Here is a 19,436-nt window from a genome sequence, read left to right as displayed (position 1 = left end):
ACATGGAAGCTATTCTGGATTTTGTAAACAGCTCGGGATTCGCGCTGTTTGCCCAGGGGGATAACTGGAAGTGCCTGCTGATGCTCATCATCGCCTGCGGCCTTCTCTACCTGGGCATCGTAAAGAAATTTGAGCCCCTGCTGCTGGTGCCCATCGCCTTCGGTATGCTCATCACCAATCTCCCCGGCGCGGAGATGTACCATGAGATTTTCTTCGCCGGCGGACACATTCACTGGGACCTCATCGGCGGAGCCCCCGTCACGGCGGAGTTCCTGGCGGAGCTGAAGGCCGTGGGCGTGTCCGACGCGGTGCTGGCGACGGCCACCGCCGGGAAGTCCATCTCGGCAGGCCTCATCGACATCCTGTATCTGGGCGTGAAGCTGGGCATCTACCCCTGCCTGATTTTCATGGGCGTGGGCGCTATGACCGACTTCGGCCCCCTGATTGCCAACCCCAAGAGCCTGCTGCTGGGCGCTGCTGCTCAGCTGGGCATCTTCATGACCTTCGTGGGCTGCCGGCTGTCCGGCATCTTCACCTCCGCCGAGGCCGGTTCCATCGGCATCATCGGCGGCGCGGACGGCCCCACGGCCATCTACGGCGCCACCAAGCTGGCTCCCCACCTGCTGGGCCCCATCGCCGTGGCGGCTTACAGCTACATGGCTCTGGTGCCTGTGATTCAGCCCCCCATTATGCGCCTGCTGACCACCGAGGCGGAGCGGAAAATCGTCATGAAGCCCCTTCGTCAGGTCACCAAGACCGAGAAGATTATCTTCCCCATCATGGTCGCCATCTTCGTGGCCCTGCTGGTGCCCTCCGCCGCGCCCCTGATTGCCTGCCTGATGCTGGGCAACCTCTTCCGTGAGTGCGGCGTGGTGGAGCGCCTGAGCAAGACCGTGCAGAATGAGCTCATCAACATCGTCACCATCTTCCTGGGCGTGTCCGTGGGCGCAACGGCCACGGGCCGGACCTTCCTCAGCCTCCAGACCATCGCCATCATGGCCATGGGCATCGTGGCCTTCGGCTTCGGTACCGCCGGCGGCGTGGTCCTGGCCAAGTTCATGAACCTCTTCCTGAAGGAGAAGATCAATCCCCTCATCGGCTCCGCCGGTGTGTCCGCCGTGCCCATGGCCGCCCGGGTCTCCCAGGTGGAGGGCCAGAAGGCCAATCCCAGCAACTTCCTGCTGATGCACGCCATGGGACCCAACGTGGCCGGCGTCATCGGCTCTGCCATCGCCGCGGGCGTGATGATCTCCCTGTTCGGCTGATAGATAGGAGGTATTATTGTAATGGCTATGGAATTTTTGTCTAAGAAGCCCCTGTATATCACCGATACCATCCTCCGGGACGCCCACCAGTCCCAGGCGGCCACCCGGATGCGGATTGAAGACATGCTGCCCGCCTGCGAGGTGCTGGACTCCATTGGCTACTGGTCCCTGGAGTGCTGGGGCGGCGCAACCTTCGATTCCTGCATGCGCTTCCTCAACGAGGACCCCTGGGAGCGTCTGCGCAAGCTCCGGAAGGCCCTGCCCAACACCAAGCTGCAGATGCTGTTCCGGGGCCAGAACATCCTGGGCTACAAGCACTACGCCGACGACGTGGTGGACGCCTTCTGCCGCAAGTCCATTGAAAACGGCATCGACATCATCCGGATTTTCGACGCTCTGAACGACGTGCGGAACCTGGAGCAGGCCATCAAGTCCACCAAAAAGTACGGCGGCATGGTGGAGGCCACCCTGTCTTATACCATCTCCCCCATTCACAGCGAAGAGTACTTCGTGAAGCTGGCCAAGGAGCTGGAGCAGATGGGCGCGGATGTGATCTGCGTCAAGGACATGGCAAACCTGCTGCTGCCCATGGACGCTTACGCCCTGATTAAGCGGCTGAAGGAAACCGTCAAAATCCCCATTCACCTGCATACCCACAACACCACCGGCACCGGCGACATGGTGTATCTCATGGCCGCCTATGCCGGCGTGGACATCGTGGACACCGCCCTGAGCCCCCTGGCAAACGGTACGGCCCAGCCCGCTACGGAGTCCCTGGTGGCGACCCTCCAGGGCACCGTCCGGGACACCAAGCTGGACCTGAACAAGATGAGCGAGGCCGCCGCCCACTTCCGGAAGGTGGCCCAGAGGCTCAAGGAGGCCGGTAGCCTGGATCCCAAGGTCCTGAACGTGGACACCAACACCCTGCTCTATCAGGTGCCCGGCGGCATGCTGTCCAACCTGATTTCCCAGCTGAAGCAGGCCAACAAGGAAGAGAAATATTATGATGTGCTGGCGGAGATTCCCCGTGTCCGGAAGGACTTCGGCTATCCCCCGCTGGTGACCCCCACCAGCCAGATTGTCGGCACCCAGGCCGTCATGAACGTGGTGGTGGGCAAGTACAAGACGTTCCCCAAGGAGTCCAAGGGCCTGCTCCGTGGCGAGTACGGCCAAGTTCCCGGCGAGGTCAACGAGGAGGTCCGTGCTCTGGCCGGCATCAAGCCGGAGGAGGTTATCACCTGCCGCCCAGCGGACCTGCTGGAGCCGGAGGTCGAGAAGTACCGGGAGGAGTTCAAGGACATCGCCAAGAGCGATGAGGACGTCCTCTCCCTAGCCCTGTTCCCCCAGGTGGCCCCCAAGTTCCTGGCCTGGCGGGACGGTCCCCACGACGAGCCCGCCGCGCCTGCGGCGGCCCCGGCGGCGAAAGCCGCTCCCGCGGACCCCAACGCGGTCCGGGAGCTGTTTGTGGAGTATAAGGGTTAAATCCAAGCGCCGCCGTACGGTTTCGCGTACGGCGGCGTTTTTCTGAAATTTTTTGCCGTCTGCCATCCCTTGACCGGCAGTTTCTTGGAATGGGAGATTACAAATTGTATTATCAGCTTAATAAAATTGAGATTTGTATTTTAATGGGAGGAAGATATCATGGGCATGGATTTGAGTTTTTGGAGATACAGGGAACATGCCGCGCATGACGATGCGGCTGTATATCAGACGGCGTGCTGTGATGGGGACGTCATGGAGGAATTGGAACTCCTTCCGGTTGATGATATTTTGAAGAAGGTGGCGGCCGTTTTTTCCGACTGGACCATTCAGGACGGAGGCAGGGATTTCGAAAAAGAGGGGTATGGCGCGTTTCAGATTTTTACAACCCCACAAATGGTAAGATTTGATTGTTACAGAATGCAGGGGGCTGATTTGAACGCCCTTATGGATATTTTAATTGACTTTGGCTGCCCGCTGTATGACCCGCAGATTTCAACGAGATTTGATGATTGGACGGACCGGTAGGCGTTCCGGCTGACCGGACGGCGGGCCGGGAGAATGTGGGGTCTGTCCCGCCGTTTCCGCGGGGAAATCCGGCCCTTCTCGGCGCGACGGAGAAAAGGACGCAAAATGGGAGCGTCCGGGCAACAGATGCTTTGCAAAGACTGCCGCCCTCGGCGGCCCGCTGGCAGCAATTATGAAGCTATAGGTTGGAATTCAGGAGGAATTAAAGTGGGCGCATGGAATTATGGCGTGTTTGATGACGATACAGCGTATGATGCTTTGGATGACTTGAAAGCTTCGCAAGAGATTACGACTGATATGGAGAAATATTTTGACGCTGTGATTGGAGCGGAGTATGTCGGTTATGACGAGGGGCATTACGCGCTTGTATCAGCCGCAGTTCTTGATAGCGTGTTTAACGAAACACCATACAGATGTGACGATGAAGATTATTTCAAATGGGTCCATACATTAAAGGGCGTTGATTTGGCTCTACTCAAACAGAAGGCGATAGCGGCGATTGACGCAGTTTTGTCCGATTGCTCTGAGCTGAAAGAGTTGTGGTTGGAAAACAGGGAACTGTATGGTGCGTGGCAGGAAGATAAAATTTCCATGCGGGAAAGGCTTAGATAATAGGCAAGAGCAAACTCCCAAAAAATTTTTGCCGCTTGACACGGCGGGCAAATCCTGCTAATATACTGTGATATCAAGTGAATAGCGTGTTGATCGGAAAGAGTAACAGTCCACCCAAAGAACAGAGAGGGCCCGTCACCGGCTGCAAGCGGGCCTGCGGAGGGAACTGTGAAGTGCGTCCGGGAGCGCGGGGGACTTTGTGCGCCCTCCGCCCGGCCCCCGTTAAGGGCCATGCGCTTGAGTGATAAATGAGAGTGGAACCGCGATTCGTCGCCTCTCGTACCGTTTTGGTACGGGAGGCTTTTTTGGCGCCGTTTTCCGGTCCCGAAGGGACGGCGAACGGTTTCCGGATTCAAGGAGGCATCTATGGCAAAGCATGTGACCCGTCTGGGCGGTCTTTTGGCCGCCTATCAGCGCCGCGACCCGGCGGCGCGAAGCAAGCTGGAGGTATTCCTGCTCTATCCCGGTGTCCACGCCATTCTCTGGCATCGGGTGGCCCACTGGCTCTATCTCCGCCGCCGGTATTTCCTGGCCCGGTGGATTTCCCAGCACGCCCGGAAGAAAACCGGCATTGAGATTCACCCCGGCGCCACCATCGGCCGCCGCCTGGTCATTGACCACGGCATGGGGGTGGTGATTGGCGAGACCACGGAGATTGGGGACGACTGCCTGCTCTACCAGGGCGTAACCCTGGGAGGCACCGGCAAGGACCAGGGGAAGCGGCATCCCACCATCGGGAACAACGTGCTGATTGGCTCCGGGGCCCGGGTGCTGGGGCCCTTCACCGTGGGGGACAACGCCCGCATCGCGGCGGGGGCGGTGGTCCTCAGCGCCGTGCCGCCCAACTGCACCGCCGTGGGCGTTCCCGCCCGGATTGCCCGGATGAACGGGAAACCGGTGTATTATGCCGGCGACGTGGACCAGATTCACGTGCACGACCCTATTATGGAGGAGCTGGAGGCCCTGCGCCGGCAGGTGGAGGAGCTGGAACACAGTCTGACGGATACCCGCAGGCGGCCTGCATAAGCTACAGGAAAAAGCGGAAACAGGAGGGACCGGAATGCTGTTTGACACACTGCACCACGCGGCTATCATCGTCTCGGACTACCAGAGGTCCAGGGCGTTCTACACGGAAACGCTGGGCTTCCCCATTCTCCGGGAGAATTTCCGGGAGGACCGGGGAGACTGGAAGCTGGACCTGCAATTCGGAGACGGGGAGCTGGAGATTTTCGCCATCCCCGGCGCGCCGCCCCGGCCCAGCTATCCCGAGGCCCAGGGCCTGCGGCATCTGGCGTTCCGGGTGGACGATGTGGAGGCGGCGGTCCGGGAGCTGGAGGCCCGGGGGGTGTCCTGCGAGCCCATCCGCCGGGACCCCTATACGGGAGGCCTCATGACCTTTTTCCACGACCCCGACGGCCTGCCCCTGGAGCTCCACGAATGAGCGGGGACGGAAGAGGTGGTTTGCATGGAACTGCGGACGCTGGTCCGGACGCTGTATGGAGTGGAACAGCCTCAGGGCTGCTCTGAGGAAGAGATCGCCGCCGCAAAGGCGCTGTTTGAAGCGGTTCCGGCGGCGGTGGAGGATTTTTGGCGCGGCTTTGGCCATACGCAGCGGCTGAATGATATTCAGGATCACTGGTGCTTTCCGCAGACGCTCCGGGAGGCGCCTGCGGACTGTCTGCCGCTGCTGGACGAAAATCAGTATGTGTGTGAGGCGGCTGTACTTCAAAAGGACTTGTCCCTGCCTGACCCTCCGGTCTACATCCGGAGAGCGGCGGACGGGGAGCCCTGGGAGCCGGCGGTCCCCACGGTCAGCGAATTTCTGGAGGCCGCATTGCTGTATGAAGCCGTTTGGCAGCTGGAGTACAGCCCGGACGCGTTCTATGAGCTGTCTGCCGGGGACATGGAGGTAGTCCGGGCCAGGCTGGAGAAAAGGCCCGCCGTTCTGAAAAACTGGTTTGTCACCGAAACCACTTTTTACAGCAGCCGCCCGGACAACCTGGTGGTCGTCATGGACATGGGCGGCGAATACCAAGGTCTCTACGGCGCTTCCAGCCGGGAGAGCTACGCCGCCCTGCTGGAGGTTATGGAGGGCCTGGGAGACGCAATTTAGATCCAGGCTTTCGACCGCACGGGGACTCTGACAAAATAAAATTTGGGCCGTCCCGGCCCTTACAAAAACGGAGGAAGAACATCATGTATCTGTACAATTCCGCGACCCATAAAAAAGAGGAGTTCAAGACCCACACCCCCGGCCGGGTGGAGATGTACACCTGCGGCCCCACAGTCTATCACTTTGCCCACATCGGCAATCTCCGCAGCTATATCATGGAGGATGTGCTGGAGAAGTATCTCCGGCTCGCCGGCTACGATGTGAACCGGGTCATGAATATCACCGACGTGGGCCACCTTTCCAGCGACGCCGACACCGGAGAGGATAAAATGCTCAAGGGGGCCAAGCGGGAGAACAAAACCGTGCTGGACATTGCAAAGTTCTACACAGACGCCTTTTTTGACGACTGCCGGAAATTGAACATCAAGACCCCCGATGTGGTCCAGCCTGCCACCGGCTGTATTGATGAGTATATCAAAATTATCTCCAAGCTGGTGGAAACCGGCTATGCCTATCTCGCCGGAGGCAACGTGTATTTCGACACCTCTAAACTCAGCCGGTATTATATTTTCAACGACCACGACGAAGACGATCTGGCCGTGGGCGTCCGGGAGGGCGTGGAGGAGGACGCCAACAAGCGGAATAAAAACGACTTCGTCCTCTGGTTCACCAAGTCCAAATTTGAGGACCAGGCCCTGAAATGGGATTCCCCCTGGGGCGTGGGCTATCCCGGCTGGCACATCGAGTGCTCCGGCATCTCCATGAAGTACAACGGAGAATTTCTGGATCTCCACTGCGGCGGCGTGGACAACGCCTTTCCACACCACACCAACGAGATCGCCCAGTCTGAGAGCTACCTGGGCCACCCCTGGTGCCCCCACTGGTTCCATGTCCACCACCTCAATGACCCGGCAGGGAAGATGTCCAAGTCCAAGGGGGAATTCCTGACCGTCTCCCTGCTGGAGAAAAAGGGCTATGACCCCCTGGCTTACCGCTGGTTCTGCCTCCAGAGCCACTACCGCAAGACCCTGCTCTTCACCTGGGAGAATCTGGACAACGCCGCCGCCGCTTACACGAAGCTGCTGAACCGCATCGCCGCCCTGAAGCCCGAGGGCGAGGTGGACCAGGCGGTATTTGACGAGTACCGGGCAAAATTCCTCCAGCAGGTGGGCAACGACCTGAATACCTCCATGGCGGTGACGGCGGTCTTTGACGCGCTGAAGGCAAAGACCGGCGACGCCACCAGGCTGGCCATCATCGGGGAGTTCGACAAGGTGCTGTCCCTGAGCCTGCTGGAAAAGGCGGCGGCCATCCGGGAGAAGGCCGCCCAGGCCACCACCGCCGGCGGCGGGGACTATGTGGTCACCGGCGAGGGCGACCCGGCCATTGACGCGCTGGTGCTCCAGCGCTACGAGGCCAAAAAGGCGAAGAACTTTGCCGAGGCGGACCGCATCCGGGACGAGCTGAAGGCCCAGGGCGTCGAGATTACCGACGTCAAGGGCGGCGCCTCCTGGAAGAGAGCGTGAGAAGCAAAAAGAGCGCGCCTCTGTCGAAAGACAGGGGCGCGCTTCTTGCCATGGGGGCGGGGAAAGGCTGCCGCCGCTTCCGTCAGAACGGCGTCAAACCACCTGCGGCGGGTCCTGTGTGAAGGGAGCTTCATATTTTCTCTTGACAAGGGACTGAAATGGTGATAAACTGAAGCTGGCTTCACGTGAAACAAGCTTCATATCAGAAAGAAGGTGCATATGAAAACCAGGGTGAAAGAGCTGCGCTCCGCCGCGGGCATGACCCAGCAGCAGCTGGCGGAGCGGGTCCATGTTTCCTCCCGGACCATCATCTCCATTGAGAAGGGGCAGTACAGCCCTTCTCTGATGCTGGCCTACCGCATGGCGGAGATCTTTGGGGTAACGGTGGAGGAGCTTTGCTGTCTCAGAGAAAACCGGGAACAGGAGGACCGGATTTATGAACATTTACCATAAGAAAAACTTTGTCATCGGACTTGTGCTGCTGGGCATGGGCGTCTGCTGTCTGGTTTATGTTTTCCGGGCGGAGATTATAGACCTGGGCTGGGTCTATGTGATGGCGGTGAGCCTGATTGGAGGCACGGCGTGTGTTGTCCGCAGTCTGTCCAGGGAAAAGGCCCGGTCCGACCGTCTGAAGGAGCTGGACGAGCGGAACCGGGCCAATCTGCAAAGGGCCAAAAGCATGGCCCTTGACCTGATCTCCTGGGGCGGACTGGCGGCGGCGCTGATACTGGCGTTTCTGGGCCGGGAGGAGAGTGGCCCTGGACCGATGTCCTATGTCGGGGCGGGCCTGTTTTTCGCCAGCGCCTTCGGCTTTATCGCGCAGTCGCTGGCGTGGCTGTATCTGGACCGGCATTCGTAATCATGAAAGGAACTGCAATGAAGATTTATCATAAGAAAAATTTTAAATTCGGCCTGTGGGCCCTGTTTCTGGCGGCTTTGAACCTGGCGCTGAGTCTGGTGCGGGGCAACTTCGACTGGAAGGACGGGGCGCTGGCTGCCCTGCTGCTGCTTCTGGGCGGAGCCGGTATTATCCGGAGCCTCTCTCTTAAGTGGTCCCGGGCGGACAGGCTGGAGGAGCAGGACGAGCGGAATCAGCTGGTGAAGCTGAAATCCAGAAGCCAGGCGTACCATATCAGCCAGTTTGCCTTCCTGGCGGCGGAGCTGGTCCTGATTGCCTGGGGAAAGACGACGGGGCAGGAGACGCTGATTTACGCGGGCATGGGGCTGATGGCGGCGTTCTTCATCTCCCTGATTGCGGATTTCTTCACCTGGGTGTATTACGACGAGCATACCTGAGAAAAAAGCAAAAGAGCAAAAAAGCAGGCAAAAAGGACTCCGCCGGAGACGGCGGAGTCCTCTTTTCCGGTTTTCAGTCGCCCTCCCGGCGGAAGCCCAGGCCGTCCCGGATGTGGCGGCAGTCGGCATGGTCGAAGCCATACACAAAATCCCGGATGGGCAGGGTGCGCTGAAAAGTTCCCTTGCGGTACAGCCAGAGGACGGCGGAGTTCTGGAGAGCCTCCTTGAGGTCCGCGCCCCGTTCCGGGCTGCCCTCGTCAAAATAGACGTCCTTCAAATCGTTGTAGGGGACCCGCTTCCCGTTCAGCACACAGCCCCGCTCATAAAAGCGGGCGCTGCCGCCGCCCTTCTTGGGAAATTCCTCCAGCAGGTCGCCAAATTCAGCGTCAGGCGCGCCTGCGGCCCGGGGCCAGGGCCATTCCAGCACCGTCTGCCCGCCGTGGCGCTGGCGCTGGGCCTCCGCGCTGGCCCGGCGCTCCCCGCTCTGCTTCTTCCAGCCCCGGAACAGAGCGATTATGAACACGATGGCCACGATGGGCAGGAGGATCACCAAAGCAATTCCCAGGATTCCAAATACAACTCCGATACTCAATGCGCTGTTCATTTTGTATGTACTCCTCTTCTCAAATGTTTTTCCAGCCGCCTGTACACAGTCCCGCAATTCCAGTAAATTCTACACCAGTTCAGGCGTAATGTCAATACATCAATTCTGATGTATGAAAAAATAAACTCCTGCAATACTGAGCGAAGGAGTGCAGGGGATGAAAGAGTATTACGAGATTCTGCGGGAACTGCGGGAGGACCACGATTACAGCCAGCAGCAGATTGCTGAGGTTCTGAATACCACGCAGCAGGTCTATTCCCGCTATGAACGCGGCATCAATGAACTGCCGGTGCGGCATCTAAAGGCCCTGTGCCAGTTCTACCGTGTCAGCGCCGACTATGTGCTGGGCCTGTCCCACCGCTGAAAAAAGGGCCGCCGGACTCCCTGCCCGGCGGCCGCCTCACGTTCTTGAATCAGTTCCGTCCAACCGCGCCGGCGGAGTCCTTCAGCAGCACGTCGTGAGCGCCGCCCTCCACAATGGAGACGGAGGAGACCAGGGTCAGCTTGGCCTTCTCCCGCAGCTCCGGAATGGTCAGAGCGCCGCAGTTGCACATGGTGGAGCGGATTTTTGCCAGGGTGGTGGCCATACCGTCGGACAGGGCGCCGGCATAGGGCACATAGGAGTCCACGCCCTCCTCAAAGGAGAGCTTCGCCGCGCCGCCCAGGTCGTAGCGCTGCCAGTTCCGGGCCCGGGCGCTGCCCTCGCCCCAGTATTCTTTCATATAGCTGCCGCCAATGAGAATCTTGCTGGTGGGGGACTCGTCAAACCGGGAGAAGTACCGGCCCAGCATGCAGAAGTCCGCCCCCATGGCCAGGGCCAGGGTGATGTGGTAATCCTGGACAATGCCGCCGTCGGCGCAGATGGGGACATAGACGCCGGTCTCCTCGAAATACCGGTCCCGCTCCGCCGCCACGTCGATGACCGCGGTGGCCTGGCCCCGGCCGATGCCCTTGGTTTCCCGGGTGATGCAGATGGAGCCGCCGCCGATGCCGATTTTCACGAAATCCGCTCCGGCGTCCGCCAGGAAGCGGAAGCCCTCGCCGTCCACCACGTTGCCTGCGCCCACCTTTACCGTGTCGCCGTAGCGCTCCCGAATCCACTTCAGCGTCCGGGCCTGCCACTCGGAATAGCCCTCAGAGGAGTCGATGACCAGCACGTCCACGCCGGCCTCCACCAGGGCGGGGACCCGGGTTTCGTAGTCCCGGGTGTTGATGCCCGCGCCCACGACATAGCGCTTCTGGCTGTCCAGCAGCTCCAGAGGGTTGCCCTTGTGAGAGTCGTAGTCCTTCCGGAAGACGAAGCTGACAAGCCTCTGGTCCGCCGAGACGATGGGCAGGGCGTTGAGCTTCCGGTCCCAGATGATGTCGTTGGCCTCCTTCAGGCTGGTGCCCTCGGGGGCGTAGATGAGCTTTTCAAAGGGGGTCATGAAGTCCGTCACCGGCGTGGCGGGGTCCATGCGGCTGACCCGGTAGTCCCGGCTGGTCACCAGACCCACCAGCTTCCCGTCCGCCGTGCCGTCCTCGGTGACGGCCATGGTGGAGTGTCCGGTCCGCTCCTTCAGGGACAGCACATCTGCCAGGGTGTCGCTGGCGCGGAGATTGGAGTCGCTGGAGACAAAGCCGGCCTTGTAGTTTTTCACCCGGCGGACCATGTCCGCCTGCTGCTCCACGGGCTGGGAGACGAAGATGAAGGCAATGCCGCCCTCTTTCGCCAGGCCGATGCCCATCTGCTCGCCGGAGACTGCCTGCATGACGGCGGAGACCATGGGCACGTTCATGGTCAGGGGGCACGCCTCGCCCTTCCTGAACTTCACCACCGGGGTTTTCAGGGACACGTTGGCGGGAATGCACTCGGCGGAGGAGTAGCCGGGGACCAGCAGATATTCGCTGAACGTGTGAGAGGGCTCGGGGAAGAAATAAGCCATGAGGGCCACCTCGTTTCTCATGAATTTTTCCCAATAGTATACATCTTTCAGGCGGGCTTGTCACCTGTTTTTTTCATCAATGCCCGGGAAATTCAGAATTTCTTTTTGGACGCTTTGCCGGGACGGGGCCCGGGTCAGTCGCCGCCAGGCAGGAAATCGTATTCGTTTTCCATCAGCATGTCCAGATAGCCGTCAAAGCTGTCCGCAATCACCGCCAGCTGGTCCGGGTCATGGAGCCAGCGGACCACCTGGCCGGGAGTTCCCTGCTCCGACGGGGAGAAGTCCAGAAAGAGCCGGGAGGAACCGCCGTTGTTCCGGCAGTCGGCAAAGTGGAGCCAGCGGAGGCCGCCGGGCTCACGGGCGATTTTTTCGTCCACCGGGACGTCATCGTATTCCCGGCGGATGAGGGACCCGCACCGGCGCAGGAACCCGCCGTCGGTGTCGATGATCTGCCGGGCGGACAGGAGGTAATAGGGATATTCCTCCAGGTCGGAGCCCAGGAAGGCGAGAAGGGTCTTCTCACCGGGCCGGTACTCCCGGCAGTATGTGCCGTCCGCGAAGCGCAGAAGGGTCTCCAGACCGGCGGGGAGCTCCGGATACAGGGTTTTCAGCGCCGTCAGATCCGCCTCGCTGACGCCATGCGCCGCGGCGGCGAAGGCCTCCCACTGCCCATCCTCGTCCTCATGGGCTTCCCGAAGACCGTCGATGTAGCGGCGGGCCAGCTTCCGGCTTCGAAGGGCCAGGAAGCCGGAGAAAATTTCCTCCAGAAACGCCTGGAAGCTGTCCGCCACCGGCTTCATGTGGGCCAGCAGGGTTTCCCGGCCGGCGTCCTCCTCCAGGCCGAAGAGAATTTCGTGGTCAATCTCCATGAGAGGACAGCGGTCCTCGTCGGGCATATTCTCCAGGTCGACGCAGCGGAGGTATGCACCGCCATGGTCCCAGCCGAAGGGCAGGAAGCCTGCCCGGACCAAAGCGGGGTTCCAGGCATTCAGGATGGAGTCAAAGGGCTTGTCCGGCAGCTGCTGCCCCAGCTCCAGATCCCGGAAGTCGTGACAGCGGGTGGAGAGGAAGGTCCGCACCAGACCGGGCAGGGGGAGCCCGATTTGTTTCTCCAGGGCGTCCAGGTCCGCCGCCGTCACCCGGGAGGGGATCAGCTTCCACTTGTACCAGCCGCTTTCATCTGCCAGGCCCGCCCGCATCTCCTCCGGCACGCCGGGGGAGCGAAGGCAGATGGGGGCGTGTTTCTCCAGCTCCCTGTACAGGGCTTCAAAGCCCTGCCTGATGAATGCGGTCTGTTCCGCGGAGGTCATCACAGGCTCACTCCGGAAGGTCGAAGGGCTCCGGCTGGAAAACCCCGTTTTCGTCCCGTGCAAAGGCGCTGCGGCAGGGAGCCGTCAGCAGGGATACCACATCAGGGTCGAAGTTGCACACGCTGTTCAGGTCCGCCACCTCCGTGTGGCTGATGTCGGCAATATAGTCCTCGCTCTCATCGCCGGAGAAGAAGCGCCACCCGCTGTCCGGGAAGCCCGGTTCCGGGTCCTCCCGATAGCACCAGCCCACCCTGCAGCCGTCCACGGAAATGCGGTCCGTGACAAAGCAGCCGTTGGGCCCGTCCCAGTCGGGGAGATACATCTTCATTTCCGCGGGCCACAGGCGATAGTCTTTCCGCCGCTTGGGGGCGTACCACAGGCCGCCGCCCCAGGCATTCTTGTCCGCCAGCAGGGTGCACACCAGACGCATCCAGAGGCTTTCGCTCTCCTGAAGGGCCGGCAGCTCCGCGCCCTGGCGGAAATCCCAGTACAGAGCCCCGCAGACCAGGCTGGCGGAGAATTCCTCCCAGCTGTGGAAGGCCTGGGCCTCCGTGATCCAGTGCTCTGCCAGCTCGTCGAACTCCTCCCGGTTCAAAAGGCCGCAGGCCAGCCCCGCCCGCAGGTGGCCCATGCATTCGCTGATGTCCCAGGCCAGATAGCCCAGGTGGCCCACCAGCTCATAAAACTGGGCGGAGAAATCCCGGGCCACGGTGAAAAAGCTGGGGCCGTCCTTGGTCAGGGGCGTGGGGTCGAAGGGAGGCCGGTCCTCCCAGAAGCCCTCGAAATCCAGATAGTTGTTGTGACAGCAGAGCTGCTTTTGGCAGAATTCCAGAAGGCTCTCCTTGTCGGAGATGCCGAAGACCTGCTTCAGATGGGCCCTGCAGAGGTCGGCGTCCAGGGGGGAGGCGCAGCGGGGCAGGGTGGTGAAAAAGTCGGGGCCGGAGCTGTCCGGACCGGGAAGGCCGGGGGTTTTCCGCAGAGCGGGGACGCCGGCCAGCAGGGACAGAAACTGGTCCCGTTGGCAGGGGGTCCGGGCGGGGCGGGCTCCGTCGTCGGACAGGAGCTCGCGGATGGGGGCGTCGAGGCCGGTATCATAGGGGTTGAAGTCCTTTAAAGCGGAGCGTTCCATCAGTCACATTCCTTTCTGTTCAGTCCGTTGTCAGAGTTTTTTACGCAGAACCGTGTGGCGGAAAATGCCGTCGGCAAAGTATTCTGTGGAGCAGAACACCGGTCTGCCGTCAATGTCGTAGTCCACTTCCTCCATTTGCAGCAGCGGTGTGCCGGGAGGGATCTGGAAGATCTCCGCTAAGGCGGAATCTGCCGCCGCCGCCCGCAGGTCCGTCAGATCCAGATAGGGATAGACGCCGCAGAAGCGCTGGAGGAAGTGGAAAATGGGCAGCTTCAGGTCCTCAGGGGTATAGCCGTCCTTGGCCAGGGCCTTTTCCAGTACGTCCTCGCAGTAAATGGCGGGCCGTCCGTCGGCGGTGCAGAGCCGGGCCACCCGGATGACCGGCGTGCCCGGGGGAATGCGGAGCTGACCGGCGATTTTCTGGTCGGCCAGGTCCTCGGACATTCGGATATAGGCCACCGCCGGGGTGAAGCCGCTTTGACGAATCATGTCCAGAAACTCGATTTCGATGTCCATGCGGGTCTGGACATTCAGAACATGGCGGTTGATGATGGTGCCCACGCCGTGGCGGCGGGTGATGAAGCCCTCCCGCTCCAGGGAGGCCAGCACATCCCGCAGCTGGGTGCGGCTGATGCCCAGCTTGACGGCCAAGACGCTTTCCCGGGGGAGCCGTGAGGCCTCGGCGTACGCGCCGCTCTTCATGTCGGACAGCAGCTGGGCGCGGATGGCCTTGTCTCGGATTGGATGGCTGTTCATTCCGTTTGCCTCCCAGTCAAAAATGAAAAATGATAGGTCATACCAATAAAGTCTACCCTATATTGTATCTGCTTCCGGCTCGGAGCGCAAGAGTTTTTTTCCGCTTCAGGCGGGTCCGGCGTCAAAAAAAGGAAACGGCCTCCCGGCTTTCGCCGGGAGGCGGATGTGCGTCAGACCAGGATATAGACCGTGCAGCCTCTGCGGCCGAACTGGATGCATTCGTTGTAGGTGTCGTAGTACAGGTCGACCTTGTTGCCCCGAACGCCGGTATCCTCGGCTACGGCCAGACCGTAGACAATGCCGCCGTCGGCCACAATATACATCCGGGTGCCCAGGGGGATGACGCTTTTGTCCACAGCCACGGTGCCCACATGGACGGCGGTGCCGGAGGCGGTGCGGGTGCCCACGCCGCCGTGACCGGCGGTGTAGGCCGTGGCGGTCATGGAGCGGACGCCGGAGTAGTTCAGTACCGTGCCGTCCTTCAGATAGAGGGTGCCGCTGCCGTCGGCGTTTTCCTCTTTCCGGGCGATGGCGCTGACGGAGTTCACCACAGCGCCGGAGGAGCCGGACTCGCCGGAGGAAGAAGAGCCGGGAGCGGGGGCGGGCTTGGCGGTGCCGTATTCCACTACCCGGTCCCGGGCGGTGGTGTCCAGCTGCTCCACGAACTGGCGGGAAAGCTCCTGGCCGTTGGACCAGGTGACCTCGTAGACCGAGGAGCGGACGCCGTCGGCCCCCTCGTCCGTCACCTGCTCCGTGCCCTCAGGGAGCTTGGGATTGGGGACCCGGACGGTTTCCCGGGTGACCTTCTCCGTCACGTGCTCATAATAGGCGATGTCGGAGGAGACCGTCAGCTCCACGCCGGAGGCGGAGAGATTGACGCCTACCATTTCCAAAGGCCCCGGGGTCAGACGGAGACGGCCCAGCAGGGTGGTGACGCTCTCCCGGCGGGACAGCAGGGTCCGGGTCTCCCCCTCGTGGCGGATGGTGACGGGGGTGTCCTCTGCCAGGGTGATGTCATAGCCCCGGCTGCCGTTGGACAGGGAAATCAGCTGAGAGGAAATGTCGGGCTTTTCCTCGCGGTCCTGGTCCAGAATGATGGCGCCGTCCTCCGTCCCTGTGATGATATACAGGGAGTCGGCCCAGCCGGTGGCGGCCAGACTGGTGACAATCACCACGGCAAAGGAAAACAGCATCGTCCGGCAGCGCCGCCAGAGCTCATTCGGGCGCCTCTCATATGTCTGCGTATATGTGTTCAAAACCATAACCTCCTGGCGGGGGCGCTGTGTGAACAGACCCCCGGGTGTTCAGATTCCCCATGCCCGCTCTTTTAAGGGGGCAGGGGAGGATGGCGCGCCGGTTCCGCCGGGTGCTCCACAGAGCGGACCGAAGGCGGAACGAACGACTTGTAACTTTTGTTACCATCCTGAAAACTGTCCACAGTATACACCCGACTCCCACTTTTGTCAAGTAATTTGGGCTCCGGACGGGGGATGTTCCCCACTTTTGACGGTTTTGGACAGGATATGACTGGAAAGACCTGGGGCGGAGAAAACAAAAGGGTAACAAAACGGTAACGCAAATCGCAGAAAATGATGGAAATTTACAAGCGCCGGACCCCGGGAGCCCGGCGGAAGGGACCGGGCTCGGTCATGGGGAACCGGCCGCGAGGAGGACATGAACTGCGGGCCGGAGAAAAGGGAAACCCGGCGGCGTCCACGCTGTGGGAACGCCGCCGGGCCGGAAGCTGGGAGCCTGTATTCACAATCGCTGAACGCCGTCTGAGCGGTTTTTTCCTGTCATACTGCGCCGCTTTCCCTTGCCATACGTCGGTATGGCTGCGGGCGCGAACGATCTCCTTGTCTGACGGGGAAAATCCCCGTCCATCCGGCATCCCCGGTTATGAATACAGCTTCTAAAGAACCTTTTCCAGGAAGGATTTCAGCCGTTCACTTTTGGGATGGGTGAAGAATTCAGCGGGTTCATTCTGCTCGATGATGTGGCCGCCGTCCATAAACAGCACCCGGCTGCCCACCTCCCGGGCGAAGCCCATTTCGTGGGTGACCACCGCCATGGTCATGCCCTCCCGGGCCAGCTCCTTCATGACGTCCAGCACCTCGCCCACCATCTCGGGGTCCAGGGCGGAGGTGGGCTCGTCGAAGAGCATGACCTTGGGCTTCATGGCCAGGGCCCGGACAATGGCAATGCGCTGCTTCTGCCCGCCGGAGAGCTGATTGGGATAGGCTTCGGCCTTGTCCTCCAGCCCCACCCGGTGGAGCAGGGCCTTGGCGGTCTGGTCCGCCTCCTCCTGCTTCATCAGCCCGGTGCGGACCGGGGCCAGGGTGATGTTCTTCTGAATGGTCATGTTGGGAAACAGGTTGAAGTGCTGGAACACCATGCCCATCTGCTGGCGAATCTGGTCGATTTTCACCTTGGGGTCGGTGATCTCCGTGCCCTGGAAGGTGATGGAGCCGCCGGTAGGGGTCTCCAGCAGGTTCAGGCAGCGGAGGAAGGTGGACTTGCCGGAGCCGGAGGGCCCGATGATGACCACTTTTTCCCCGGGGAAGATGTGTTCGCTGATGTTGTCCAGCACCAGGTGATCCCCAAAGGATTTGTACAGGTTCTTAACGTCGATCACTTTCCCGCAGCCTCCTTTCCAGTTTTCCCTGGAGCCAGGTGAAGACGATGACAACGGCTAAGTACATGGCGGCGATGCCCAGAAGCGGGGGCATGTAGTCGAAGGTCCGGCCGCCGATGGTGCTGGCGTAGTAGAGCATTTCCGCGCCGCCGATGGCCTGGGCCAGGGAGGTGTCTTTGAACAGGGTGATGAACTCGTTGCCCAGAGAGGGGAGAATGGCCTTGAAGGCCTGGGGAATGATGATGAAGCGCATGGTGTCGAAATAATTGAGGCCCAGGGACCGGCCCGCCTCAGACTGACCGGCGTCCACGCTCATGAGGCCGCCCCGTATAATTTCGGCCACATATGCCCCGGAGTTGACGCCCAGGCCGATAAAGGCCACCAGAACCTTGTTGCGCTGGGAGGGGAAGATGACGAAGGTCCAGATGAACAGCTGCACCAGCATGGGGGTGCCCCGGATGACGGTGGTGTAAATCTGGCAGAGGACGTTCAGAATGCTCAGCACGGGGTTTCTCCGTCCGATGCGCTGCTGGTCATGGGCAGAGCGGACGACGGCCACAATCAGGCCCAGCAGCACGCCGAAAATCAGTGCGATCACCGTCAGCTCCAGGGTTGTCCCCAGACCCTGAAGGTAGAGCTTCCAGCGGTCGCCTTCGATAAAGGCCCTGTACAGCCGGGGACCGATCAGGTCCCTCCAGTTCTCAAAGGATTGGAACATGGGGGCCTCCTTTCTCTTTCTGAATCATTTGAGCACGGAACCGGGAAAAAAGGGCGGCCTGGAAGGCCGCCCTTCTCAGGGAGTAGCTTATTCAGCGACGATATACTTGTCCACGATGTCCTGGAAGGTGCCGTCAGCTTTCAGCTCGGCCATGGCGGCGTTGACGGCCTCCAGCAGGGCGGTGTTGCCCTTGGCAAAGCCGATGGCGTAGTCCTCCACGGCGAACTCGGTGTCCAGAATCTCCAGGCTGGGATTCTCCGCCACAAAAGCCTTGGCGGGCTCGTTGTCGATGACCACCGCGTCCACCTGGCCGTTGACCAGGGCCATGACCGCCAGGGCGCCGGTATCGTAGGCGGTGACATGGTCCTCGCCGTAGCCGCCGTTCTCCGGGGAGTCGGAGCAGTAGATATAACCGGTGGTGGCCTTCTGAGTGCCGATCATCGCGGCGCTGGCCAGGTCGTCAATGGACTGGACGGCAGGGGAGTCCTTTTGGACGATGACCACCTGAACGCCGGTGGCGTAGCTGTCGGAGAAATCCATGACCTCCAGCCGGTCGTCTGTGACGGTGATGCCCGCCATGGCGATGTCGCTCTGTCCGGTCTGGACGGCGGTGAGGGCCGCGTCAAAGCCCATGTCGTCCACCACCAATTCCAATCCCAGCTTCCTGGCGATGGCGTCCGCCACCTCCACGTCGATGCCCTCGAAGCCGCCGGCGTCGGTGGTCATCTCATAGGGAGGGAAGGCGGCGTTGGTGGACATATGGAGTTTGCCCTCTTCCACGGTGGTGAAGGAGGCGCTGCCGGAATCCCCGGCGGCATCGCCGGAACCGGCGTCGGAGGAGGCGGGAGGCGTGGTCCCGGCATCATTGCCGGAGCCGCTGTCCTTGCCGCCGCAGGCGGCCAGGGAGAGGACCATTGCCAGCGCCAGCAGGCAGGTCAGAAACTTTTTCATCTTCAAAACTTCCTTTTCCAATCAGATTTTTTTAGATTCGGCACGCTGTGGAAGAGGAAAGGATTTCCTCTTCAAGCTTGCGGATACCTTACCACGACCGTTCCGCTTTGTCAATACTTTTCCAGGAAAAAGTGAATAATTATTTGCCTTTTTTCTCGGGAAAACCAAAAATGACGGGTATAAAGCGGAACAAACACCGGTTTATTGTGGAAATCCACCAACGAGAAATGAATATTAAAATGAATATACAGATTGGCGCCCGGAGGGAGCTTCCGGGGCGTCTCTTCCGCTGCAAAACGCGGGCCGCTTTTCATGGCCTCCTTCGATTTCACAGTTGACATTTGGGGGAGAGCTGTTCTATAATACGGCTTTGTGAAGCGCTATGAAGGAAAGAGTACCCTGGTTTTCACCCACAGAGAGCCTCCGGAAGCTGGAAAGGAGGCGGGAACGGAGCCGGGGGAACATGGCTCCGGAGCGGCGCGCCCCAGCGGTTCCGCCTGCGCGGCGGGAGGTCAGGGCGCGACGGGACCGCCCGTTACAGCGGAGGATTTTTTGTGCTTTTTTGTTTTTGTGTTTTTTTGTTTCGCGT

General features: G+C 60.7%; 21 protein-coding genes and 1 other annotated feature (1 of these 22 cut by a window edge). Of the genes, 12 read left to right on the top strand and 9 right to left on the bottom strand.

Annotation, left to right across the window (positions count from 1 at the left end; genetic code table 11):
• The first annotated feature begins 2 nt into the window (after positions 1-2).
• From Q0063_RS06675 to Q0063_RS06625, 11 genes are all read left to right on the top strand, one after another.
• Positions 3-1,265 (top strand): sodium ion-translocating decarboxylase subunit beta, encoded by a 1,263-nt coding sequence (locus Q0063_RS06675; protein ID WP_297871195.1) that lies wholly within the window; start codon positions 3-5, stop codon positions 1,263-1,265.
• Between the two features lie 21 nt (positions 1,266-1,286).
• Positions 1,287-2,747, top strand: coding sequence for a pyruvate carboxylase subunit B (locus tag Q0063_RS06670; RefSeq protein WP_297871194.1), 1,461 nt, complete (start codon positions 1,287-1,289; stop codon positions 2,745-2,747).
• 159 nt (positions 2,748-2,906) lie between these two features.
• Positions 2,907-3,272: a hypothetical protein gene (locus tag Q0063_RS06665; RefSeq protein ID WP_297871193.1), complete on the top strand. Its 366-nt coding sequence runs from the start codon at positions 2,907-2,909 to the stop codon at positions 3,270-3,272.
• A gap of 207 nt (positions 3,273-3,479) precedes the next feature.
• Positions 3,480-3,884, top strand: coding sequence for a DUF4259 domain-containing protein (locus tag Q0063_RS06660; RefSeq protein ID WP_297871192.1), 405 nt, complete (start codon positions 3,480-3,482; stop codon positions 3,882-3,884).
• A gap of 366 nt (positions 3,885-4,250) precedes the next feature.
• Positions 4,251-4,910, top strand: a complete 660-nt coding sequence (epsC, locus tag Q0063_RS06655) for a serine O-acetyltransferase EpsC (RefSeq protein WP_297871191.1) — start codon at positions 4,251-4,253, stop codon at positions 4,908-4,910.
• A gap of 34 nt (positions 4,911-4,944) precedes the next feature.
• On the top strand, positions 4,945-5,325 hold the full coding sequence (locus tag Q0063_RS06650) for a VOC family protein (protein WP_297871190.1): 381 nt from the start codon (positions 4,945-4,947) through the stop codon (positions 5,323-5,325).
• 24 nt (positions 5,326-5,349) lie between these two features.
• Positions 5,350-5,997: a hypothetical protein gene (locus Q0063_RS06645; RefSeq protein ID WP_297871189.1), complete on the top strand. Its 648-nt coding sequence runs from the start codon at positions 5,350-5,352 to the stop codon at positions 5,995-5,997.
• 83 nt (positions 5,998-6,080) lie between these two features.
• Positions 6,081-7,523 carry a cysteine--tRNA ligase gene (gene cysS / locus Q0063_RS06640; RefSeq protein WP_297871188.1) on the top strand — a complete coding sequence of 481 codons (1,443 nt, stop codon included), beginning with the start codon at positions 6,081-6,083 and terminating at the stop codon, positions 7,521-7,523.
• A gap of 219 nt (positions 7,524-7,742) precedes the next feature.
• The gene (locus tag Q0063_RS06635; RefSeq protein ID WP_297871187.1) at positions 7,743-7,976 is read left to right on the top strand and encodes a helix-turn-helix transcriptional regulator; all 234 of its coding nucleotides are present in this window, start codon (positions 7,743-7,745) and stop codon (positions 7,974-7,976) included.
• Positions 7,960-8,382, top strand: coding sequence for a hypothetical protein (locus Q0063_RS06630; protein WP_297871186.1), 423 nt, complete (start codon positions 7,960-7,962; stop codon positions 8,380-8,382). Before Q0063_RS06635 ends, Q0063_RS06630 begins: the two co-directional genes overlap by 17 nt.
• 17 nt (positions 8,383-8,399) lie before the next feature.
• Entirely contained in the window at positions 8,400-8,819 is a 420-nt protein-coding gene (locus Q0063_RS06625) for a hypothetical protein (protein WP_297871185.1), read from the top strand.
• 73 nt (positions 8,820-8,892) lie between these two features.
• On the opposite strand, the gene Q0063_RS06620 is transcribed toward Q0063_RS06625, so the two are convergent.
• Positions 8,893-9,423, bottom strand: coding sequence for a hypothetical protein (locus Q0063_RS06620; RefSeq protein WP_297871184.1), 531 nt, complete (start codon positions 9,421-9,423; stop codon positions 8,893-8,895).
• Between the two features lie 157 nt (positions 9,424-9,580).
• On the opposite strand from Q0063_RS06620, the gene Q0063_RS06615 reads away from it, so the two are divergent.
• Positions 9,581-9,787 carry a helix-turn-helix domain-containing protein gene (locus tag Q0063_RS06615; protein WP_297871183.1) on the top strand — a complete coding sequence of 69 codons (207 nt, stop codon included), beginning with the start codon at positions 9,581-9,583 and terminating at the stop codon, positions 9,785-9,787.
• 49 nt (positions 9,788-9,836) lie between these two features.
• Here Q0063_RS06615 and Q0063_RS06610 read toward each other — a convergent pair whose 3' ends face one another.
• From Q0063_RS06610 to Q0063_RS06575, 8 genes are all read right to left on the bottom strand, one after another.
• Positions 9,837-11,348 carry an IMP dehydrogenase gene (locus Q0063_RS06610; protein ID WP_297871216.1) on the bottom strand — a complete coding sequence of 504 codons (1,512 nt, stop codon included), beginning with the start codon at positions 11,346-11,348 and terminating at the stop codon, positions 9,837-9,839.
• A 134-nt stretch (positions 11,349-11,482) separates the two neighbouring features.
• Complete coding sequence (locus tag Q0063_RS06605; protein ID WP_297871182.1) at positions 11,483-12,658, bottom strand: SMI1/KNR4 family protein; 1,176 nt, start codon at positions 12,656-12,658, stop codon at positions 11,483-11,485.
• Positions 12,659-12,665: 7 nt separating this feature from the next.
• Complete coding sequence (locus tag Q0063_RS06600) at positions 12,666-13,787, bottom strand: DUF2185 domain-containing protein (RefSeq protein ID WP_297871181.1); 1,122 nt, start codon at positions 13,785-13,787, stop codon at positions 12,666-12,668.
• Between the two features lie 30 nt (positions 13,788-13,817).
• Positions 13,818-14,543 carry a GntR family transcriptional regulator gene (locus tag Q0063_RS06595; RefSeq protein WP_297871180.1) on the bottom strand — a complete coding sequence of 242 codons (726 nt, stop codon included), beginning with the start codon at positions 14,541-14,543 and terminating at the stop codon, positions 13,818-13,820.
• Between the two features lie 170 nt (positions 14,544-14,713).
• Positions 14,714-15,799, bottom strand: coding sequence for a G5 and 3D domain-containing protein (locus Q0063_RS06590; RefSeq protein WP_297871179.1), 1,086 nt, complete (start codon positions 15,797-15,799; stop codon positions 14,714-14,716).
• Between the two features lie 656 nt (positions 15,800-16,455).
• Positions 16,456-17,178 (bottom strand): amino acid ABC transporter ATP-binding protein, encoded by a 723-nt coding sequence (locus tag Q0063_RS06585; RefSeq protein ID WP_297871178.1) that lies wholly within the window; start codon positions 17,176-17,178, stop codon positions 16,456-16,458.
• Positions 17,165-17,896 carry an amino acid ABC transporter permease gene (locus tag Q0063_RS06580; RefSeq protein WP_297871177.1) on the bottom strand — a complete coding sequence of 244 codons (732 nt, stop codon included), beginning with the start codon at positions 17,894-17,896 and terminating at the stop codon, positions 17,165-17,167. Before Q0063_RS06580 ends, Q0063_RS06585 begins: the two co-directional genes overlap by 14 nt.
• An 87-nt stretch (positions 17,897-17,983) precedes the next feature.
• A complete protein-coding gene (locus tag Q0063_RS06575) occupies positions 17,984-18,847 on the bottom strand; it encodes a transporter substrate-binding domain-containing protein (protein ID WP_297871176.1) in 864 nt (287 codons plus the stop codon).
• Between the two features lie 373 nt (positions 18,848-19,220).
• Positions 19,221-19,436: a binding site (T-box leader), on the top strand (it continues 129 nt past the right edge of the window).

The sequence above is a fragment of the uncultured Oscillibacter sp. genome (genome assembly GCF_947654275.1).
In the GTDB taxonomy this organism is placed as follows: domain Bacteria; phylum Bacillota; class Clostridia; order Oscillospirales; family Oscillospiraceae; genus Oscillibacter.
This window is presented reverse-complemented; position numbering and strand designations above follow the sequence as displayed.

Excerpts from the sequence above, each read along its gene's own strand:
- Q0063_RS06675 (WP_297871195.1), top strand. The coding sequence starts at position 3 with ATGGAAGCTATTCTGGATTTTGTAAACAGCTCGGGATTCGCGCTGTTT.
- Q0063_RS06670 (WP_297871194.1), top strand. The coding sequence starts at position 1,287 with ATGGCTATGGAATTTTTGTCTAAGAAGCCCCTGTATATCACCGATACC.
- Q0063_RS06665 (WP_297871193.1), top strand. The coding sequence starts at position 2,907 with ATGGGCATGGATTTGAGTTTTTGGAGATACAGGGAACATGCCGCGCAT.
- epsC (WP_297871191.1), top strand. The coding sequence starts at position 4,251 with ATGGCAAAGCATGTGACCCGTCTGGGCGGTCTTTTGGCCGCCTATCAG.
- Q0063_RS06650 (WP_297871190.1), top strand. The coding sequence starts at position 4,945 with ATGCTGTTTGACACACTGCACCACGCGGCTATCATCGTCTCGGACTAC.
- Q0063_RS06645 (WP_297871189.1), top strand. The coding sequence starts at position 5,350 with ATGGAACTGCGGACGCTGGTCCGGACGCTGTATGGAGTGGAACAGCCT.
- cysS (WP_297871188.1), top strand. The coding sequence starts at position 6,081 with ATGTATCTGTACAATTCCGCGACCCATAAAAAAGAGGAGTTCAAGACC.
- Q0063_RS06635 (WP_297871187.1), top strand. The coding sequence starts at position 7,743 with ATGAAAACCAGGGTGAAAGAGCTGCGCTCCGCCGCGGGCATGACCCAG.
- Q0063_RS06630 (WP_297871186.1), top strand. The coding sequence starts at position 7,960 with ATGAACATTTACCATAAGAAAAACTTTGTCATCGGACTTGTGCTGCTG.
- Q0063_RS06625 (WP_297871185.1), top strand. The coding sequence starts at position 8,400 with ATGAAGATTTATCATAAGAAAAATTTTAAATTCGGCCTGTGGGCCCTG.
- Q0063_RS06620 (WP_297871184.1), bottom strand. The coding sequence starts at position 9,423 with ATGAACAGCGCATTGAGTATCGGAGTTGTATTTGGAATCCTGGGAATT.
- Q0063_RS06615 (WP_297871183.1), top strand. The coding sequence starts at position 9,581 with ATGAAAGAGTATTACGAGATTCTGCGGGAACTGCGGGAGGACCACGAT.
- Q0063_RS06610 (WP_297871216.1), bottom strand. The coding sequence starts at position 11,348 with ATGGCTTATTTCTTCCCCGAGCCCTCTCACACGTTCAGCGAATATCTG.
- Q0063_RS06605 (WP_297871182.1), bottom strand. The coding sequence starts at position 12,658 with ATGACCTCCGCGGAACAGACCGCATTCATCAGGCAGGGCTTTGAAGCC.
- Q0063_RS06600 (WP_297871181.1), bottom strand. The coding sequence starts at position 13,787 with ATGGAACGCTCCGCTTTAAAGGACTTCAACCCCTATGATACCGGCCTC.
- Q0063_RS06595 (WP_297871180.1), bottom strand. The coding sequence starts at position 14,543 with ATGAACAGCCATCCAATCCGAGACAAGGCCATCCGCGCCCAGCTGCTG.
- Q0063_RS06580 (WP_297871177.1), bottom strand. The coding sequence starts at position 17,896 with ATGTTCCAATCCTTTGAGAACTGGAGGGACCTGATCGGTCCCCGGCTG.
- Q0063_RS06575 (WP_297871176.1), bottom strand. The coding sequence starts at position 18,847 with ATGAAAAAGTTTCTGACCTGCCTGCTGGCGCTGGCAATGGTCCTCTCC.